Origin of the sequence: Sphingomonas sp., assembly GCF_042091075.1 — a bacterium.
Classification (GTDB): Bacteria; Pseudomonadota; Alphaproteobacteria; order Sphingomonadales; family Sphingomonadaceae; genus Sphingomonas.
Map to the genome: position 1 here is coordinate 1 of NZ_JBELIE010000189.1, position 5,961 is coordinate 5,961.

General features: G+C 69.4%; 6 protein-coding genes. 2 read left to right on the forward strand and 4 right to left on the reverse strand.

Features of this window, described 5'->3' with window-relative positions; translation table 11 throughout:
• From ACFDSW_RS14775 to ACFDSW_RS14790, 4 genes are all read right to left on the reverse strand, one after another.
• Positions 1-816: amidohydrolase family protein (locus tag ACFDSW_RS14775; RefSeq protein WP_375251036.1), on the reverse strand; the 816-nt coding region annotated here is incomplete at its 3' end.
• Positions 813-1,838: an amidohydrolase family protein gene (locus ACFDSW_RS14780; RefSeq protein ID WP_375251037.1), complete on the reverse strand. Its 1,026-nt coding sequence runs from the start codon at positions 1,836-1,838 to the stop codon at positions 813-815. The genes ACFDSW_RS14775 and ACFDSW_RS14780, both read right to left, overlap by 4 nt.
• Positions 1,835-2,716, reverse strand: a complete 882-nt coding sequence (locus ACFDSW_RS14785; RefSeq protein ID WP_375251038.1) for a DUF1932 domain-containing protein — start codon at positions 2,714-2,716, stop codon at positions 1,835-1,837. The genes ACFDSW_RS14780 and ACFDSW_RS14785 overlap by 4 nt, the downstream gene beginning before the upstream one ends.
• Positions 2,717-2,763: 47 nt before the next feature.
• Positions 2,764-3,966: a LysR substrate-binding domain-containing protein gene (locus ACFDSW_RS14790; RefSeq protein ID WP_375251039.1), complete on the reverse strand. Its 1,203-nt coding sequence runs from the start codon at positions 3,964-3,966 to the stop codon at positions 2,764-2,766.
• A 99-nt stretch (positions 3,967-4,065) separates the two neighbouring features.
• Here ACFDSW_RS14790 and ligK point away from each other — a divergent pair, with 99 nt between their 5' ends.
• A complete protein-coding gene (ligK, locus tag ACFDSW_RS14795; RefSeq protein ID WP_375251041.1) occupies positions 4,066-4,740 on the forward strand; it encodes a 4-carboxy-4-hydroxy-2-oxoadipate aldolase/oxaloacetate decarboxylase in 675 nt (224 codons plus the stop codon).
• The gene (locus tag ACFDSW_RS14800) at positions 4,733-5,791 is read left to right on the forward strand and encodes a 4-oxalomesaconate tautomerase (RefSeq protein WP_375251040.1); all 1,059 of its coding nucleotides are present in this window, start codon (positions 4,733-4,735) and stop codon (positions 5,789-5,791) included. The genes ligK and ACFDSW_RS14800 overlap by 8 nt, the downstream gene beginning before the upstream one ends.
• Positions 5,792-5,961 lie beyond the last annotated feature (170 nt).

Genomic DNA, 5,961 nt, shown 5'->3' on the forward strand with positions numbered 1-5,961 from the left:
GATCATGTCGACCAGCCAGCCGTCGTCGGGCATGTGGCCGACCATGTTGAGGTTCGGGTGCGGCCAGTCGGTGCCCCACAGCACACGGTCCGGGAAGCGCTCCACCACCGTGCGGGCGAAGGGCACGAAATCATCGTAAGTGGGCGGCCCCGATTTGCTCAGCCGCTCGGGACAGGTGACCTTCGACCACACATTCTCGCGCTCCATGAAGCGCAGGAAGGGGGCGAACTCCGGCCCGTCGGGCGACTTGGTGCAATCCGGGCGGCCCATATGATCGACCACGACCGGCGTGGGCAGCGACGTGAAAAAGTCCCATTTCTCGGCGAGATCCGCGGCCTCGAAATAGATGACGACGTGCCAGCCGAATGCCGCGATGGTCTCGATGATGCCGCGATAATAAGCGTCCGGCTTGGGATCGACCAGCCGCTTGACGTAGTTGAAGCGGACCCCGCGAACGCCCGCCGCATGCATCGCCGCGACCTCGTCGCGCGTGATGCCGCTGCCGACCGTCGCCACCCCGCGTGCGCGGCCGTTGGCGTGGACCAGCGCGTCGATCATCGCGCGATTGTCGGTGCCGTGGCACGTCGCCTGCACGACGACGTTGCGCGAGAAGCCGAGCAGGTCGCGCAGCGCGTAGAGCGCGTCGCGACCCGCGTCGCATGGCGTGTATTTGCGCTCGGGCGCATAGGGAAAGACGTCGCCGGGGCCGAAGACGTGGCAATGCGCGTCGACCGCGCCCGGCGGCGGGGTGAAGGCGGGCCTGGTGGGGTTGGGGTGGAAGCAGAGCCAGTCGGCATCCATCACGAACGCGCTCATCGCCCGGCCGCCGTCAGCCTGGCGTCGAGCCGCGGGAAGACGCGGCGCGCATTGCCTTCGAAGATCGCATGGCGCTGCTCGTCGCTGATCGGCAGCGCATCGACGTAGCGCTTGGTGTCGTCGAAATACTGCCCCGTCTCGGGATCGATCCCGCGCACCGCACCCACCATCTCGCTGCCGAACAGGATGTTCTTCGTCGCGATCACGTCGGCGAGCAGGTTGATACCGGGCTGATGATAGACGCAGGTGTCGAAGAAGACGTTGTTCATCAAATGCCCGTCGAGCGCGGGCTTCTTGAGCATGTCGGCAAGTCCGCGATAGCGACCCCAATGGTACGGCACCGCGCCGCCGCCGTGCGGGATGATGAAGCGCAGCGTCGGGAAATCGGCGAACAGGTCGCCCTCCAGCAGCTGCATGAACGCGATCGTGTCCGCCGCGATGTAATAGGCTCCCGTCGCATGCATCGCCGGGTTGCAGCTGCCCGAGACGTGGATCATCGCCGGTACGTCCAGCTCCACCATCGCTTCGTAAAAGGGATACCAGAAGCGGTCGGTGAGCGGCGGGAACGAGAACGCGCCGCCGGCCGGATCGGGATTGAGGTTGCAGCCGATGAACCCCAGCTCCTCGACGCAGCGGCGCAACTCCGCGACCGAGCCCGCCATGTCGGCCTTCGGGCTCTGCGGCAGCATGCACACGCCGACGAAGGTGTCGGGATACAGATCGACGCAGCGCGCGATCAGGTCGTTATTGGCGCGCGCCCAGGCGGTCGCCACGCCCTCGTCGCCCACATGCGGCGCCATCGCGGAGGCGCGCGGGGAGAAGATCGTCATGTCCGCGCCGCGTTCGCGGATCAGGCGGATCTGGTTCGCCTCCAGCGTTTCGCGGATCTCGTCGTCGGAAATGGCGGGATAGGCGGGCGGGGCCTCGCCCGCCTTGAAGGCCGCCTTCTGCGCCTCGCGCCAGTCGTTGTGCGCGGCCGGCGCGGTGGTGTAATGGCCGTGGCAGTCGATGACGAGCGTCATGCGGCGCGGTTCCCATGTGCAGGTCGGACGAAGGGGGCGAGGGTGTGCAGCTTGGCGGCGAGACCGTCCGGCGGGGCGATCGCCAGCGCGCCCAGCGCACGCTGCCGTTCGACGGTGCCGCGGCTCATCGTCGCGCCGATGCCGAGCGCCTCCAGCGTGGACACAACCTCGTCCATCTCGGCGGCGCGACGCAGGCCGTGGACCAGCATGCGATCAAGATTATAGTCGAAGCGCTCCGCCCAGCCGAGCGGCGGCGGGCTGGCGTCGAGCGAGGCGACCACCTCGTCCAGCACGCCCGCGGCGTCGGCGGCGAGCGCGCATTCGGCGCACAATGCCTCGATCCCCTTGACCATCACCGAGCGCAGCATCTTCACCGCTGAGGCCGCGCCGATGTCGCCCGCGATGACGCGCACGTCCGCGAAACCGATCTCCACGAGCAGCGCGGCGCCAGCGGCGGCATGCGGCCCGCTCAGCAGGATAGGGACGGCCGATCTTTTGGGATGGACGGGCGCCATCACCGCCGCGTCGACATAGCGCCCGCCCCGCGCCGTGATGACGCGCGCGGCAGAATGCTTGGTCTGCGGCGCGACCGAATTCATGTCGAACCAGAAGGCCCCCGGCGACAGACCGTCCGACGCCGTGGCGGCGGCGAGCGCCTGATCGGCGGTGACCAGACTCAGCACTGCCTCGGCCTCCGCCAGCGCCGCCGCCGGTGTCTCGCAGGCGGTGACCCCGTCCGCCGCGAAATCGCCGAGCTTGCGCGGGCGCAAATCGGCATCGTCAGTCTTGCGGTCGTATCCAGCCAGGCGCGCCGACAGGCCGGGCGCGAAGGCACGCGCCGCTTCGCCAAAACCAATCAAGGTAACGCGCCTCTCCATGCCATCGCTATCGCCGCAAGCGTGCCGGGTGCGCCAATCGGAAAAGACTAATCGATATCCGATTTCCGGAAGGATGCATCACCAAGCAGCTCGATGCAGCGTGACAGCAGCCGCGTCGGACGGGTGCCGGCTCGGGTCGTGATGCCGATCAGGCGGGTCATTTCTCGACGCGGCGCCCCGATCGTGGTCAGCACGCCCGTCGCCACCTCCATCGCGATCTGGTCGGGCGAAAGCAGCGTCAGGCAATCGCTGTCCGCCAGGATGCCGCGGATAGTCATCACCGATCCGCAGGCGATCGGCGCGCGCACCGCCATGCCGGCGAACAGCGCCTCCCAATGCGCGCGCAGCGGCGACTCGGCCGCGCCGATGATCCACGGGAAACCGGCGAGCTGGTCGGGCGTCGGATCGCCGACATGCGCGAGTGGATGACCGGCGCGCGCGACCACCACCAGTCGGTCCTCGAACAGCGGCGCCTGCGCGAGGCCGTGCGGCACTTCGGGCCGCAGCGCGCCGACCATGATGTCGATCACGCCGTCCCGAAGCGGCTCGACCAGTTCGCGCCACGATCCCTCCACCACCTCGATCGCCGCGCCGGGCGCTTCGCGTACCAGGGCGGCGATGGCGGTGGGGAGCAGGAGCGCCCGGCTGAGCGGCATCGCGCCGATGGCGAGCCGCCCGGAAAGGCTGGCGTCGGGGCGGGTCTCCGCGATCCCGGCGGCAAGCTCGCCCGCCGCAAGCCGGATCCCGCGGGCGAGCGCACGGCCCGCCCTGGTGAGCGCCACGCCGCGCCCGCGCCGCTCCACGAGCGGCAGTGCGCCGAGATGTTCGAGGTCGCGCACGGCGCGGTGCAGCGCCGGCTGCGACCAGCCCGTGGCGCGGCCCGCGTCGGCGAAGCTGCCGGCATCGGCGAGGGCGAGGAAGGCGCGCAACTGGGTCGCCGTCATCAGCGCTTCGGGGCGTGCGAAGCCGCGTGTGCCGCGAGCGAAGGCGCGGGCGCCGACGGCGAGATGGTCGAAGGCGGCATCGATTCGCTCGACGAAGGCGTGCCCCGAGGGGGTCGCGGTCATTCCGTCCGGCCGCCGGTCGAACAACGGCAGGCCAAGTTGCCGCTCGATCTTGGCAAGGCCCTGCGTCAGCGCCGGTTGCGACAGCGTCGCCGCGTCCGCCGCCGCACTCATGCTGCCCCGTCGCGCGATGAGGGGGATCGCGCGGAGGTGACGAAGGTTCAGATCGAAGGGCGACATGGTCATCGCGATTAGCAAAAACTTATCGGGTGTCGCCACTTCGATCTTGCCTGTCCGGTGCCGCCGCTGCCACGCCGCCGCGCAGCAGCAATGGGAGAGGACGGTATGGCCGGCCGGGTGGTGCAGCGGATCGAGCGCGCGGATGCGGACGTGGTGGATGGCCTGGGCGCCGCCGGCGTCGCCACCGTGCATGAGGCGCAGGGGCGTATCGGCCTGCTCGCCAGTCGCCTGCGACCGATCTATCCCGGCGCGCGCATCGCGGGCTCCGCCGTCACCATTGCCGCGCCGCCGGGCGACAATTGGATGCTCCACGTCGCGATCGAGCAATTGCAGCCCGGCGACATTCTGGTGCTGGCGCCGACCTCACCCTGCGAGGACGGTTATTTCGGCGACCTTCTGGCGACGTCGGCGATGGCGCGCGGGTGCCGGGGGCTGGTGATCGATGCCGGTGTCCGCGACGTGCGCGACCTTACGCAGATGGGCTTTCCGGTCTGGTCGAAGGCGGTGTTCGCGCAAGGCACGGTGAAAGCGACGCTCGGCGACGTCAATGTCCCGATCGTGTGCGCGGGCGCCGCGATCGATCCGGGCGACGTGATCGTCGCCGACGATGACGGCGTGTGCGTGGTCCGCCGCGCCGATGCGCGGCGCGTGCTGGAAGCGGCGCGGAAGCGCGAGGCGAACGAAGGCGACAAGCGCGAGCGGCTCGCCGCCGGCGTGCTCGGGCTCGACATCTACGACATGCGTGGCAAGCTTGAGGCGATGGGCCTGCGCTATGAATGACGGGGGCACGCGCTGCATGTGGATGCGCGGTGGCACCTCGAAGGGCGGCTATTTCCTCAAGGACGATCTGCCCGCCGACACCGCCGCGCGCGACGCGCTGCTGCTGCGGGTGATGGGCTCGCCCGACCCGCGCCAGATCGACGGCATGGGCGGCGCGGATCCGCTCACCTCGAAGGTCGCGGTGGTATCGCGCTCGGCAAGGGCAGGCGTCGACGTCGACTATCTGTTCCTGCAGGTGTTCGTCGATCAGGCGATCGTCACCGACGCCCAGAATTGCGGCAATATCCTCGCCGGGGTGGGGCCGTTCGCGATCGAGCGCGGCCTCGTCGCGACGACGGGCGATGCGACGCGCGTCACGATCTTCATGGAGAATACCGGGCAGGTCGCGGTCGCGACCGTTGCCACACCGGGCGGGCGTGTTTCCTATTCGGGGGATGCGCGGATCGACGGCGTACCGGGGACGGCTGCGGCAGTGCCGGTCGAATTCCGCGACACCGCCGGTTCCTCGTGTGGCGCGCTGCTGCCGACGGGCCATCCGGTGGATGTGATCGACGGCGTCGCCTGCACGCTGATCGACAACGGCATGCCCTGTGTCGTCATGCGTGCCGTGGATGTCGGCGCGACCGGTTACGAAAGCCGCGAAGCGCTGGACGACGCCGAAGCGGTGAAGGCAAGGATCGAGGCGATCCGGTTGCAGGCGGGACCGCTCATGAACCTGGGAGATGTGGCCGCGTCATCCGTTCCCAAGATGATGCTCGTGGCACCGCCGCGCCAGGGTGGCGCGGTGACGGTGCGCAGCTTCATTCCCAAGCGCGCGCACGCCTCGATCGGCGTGCTCGGCGCGGTCAGCGTGGCGACGGCGTGCCTCGTTCCGGGCTCGCCCGCCGCTGATGTGGCGAGCATTCCCGATGGACCCGCGAAGACGCTCTCGATCGAGCATCCCACCGGCGAGATGAGCTGCGTGCTGACGCTGGGCGAGGATGGCGCGGTGGAGACGGCCGCGCTGCTTCGTACCGCGCGCAAGCTGATGGATGGTCACGTATACGGATAGGGCGCATGATTCGGCGCCTGCCGGAGCCGTGCGCGCGGCGCCGTGGCGCCGGTCAGGAGACCAAGCGTGAGAGGAACGAGTCGTGAATGATGGGACAACCTCCGCGCCGAAGGCGGTGCGACACGAGGCGCTGAACACATGGGTGGACGAGATCGCCGCCCTGGCGAAGC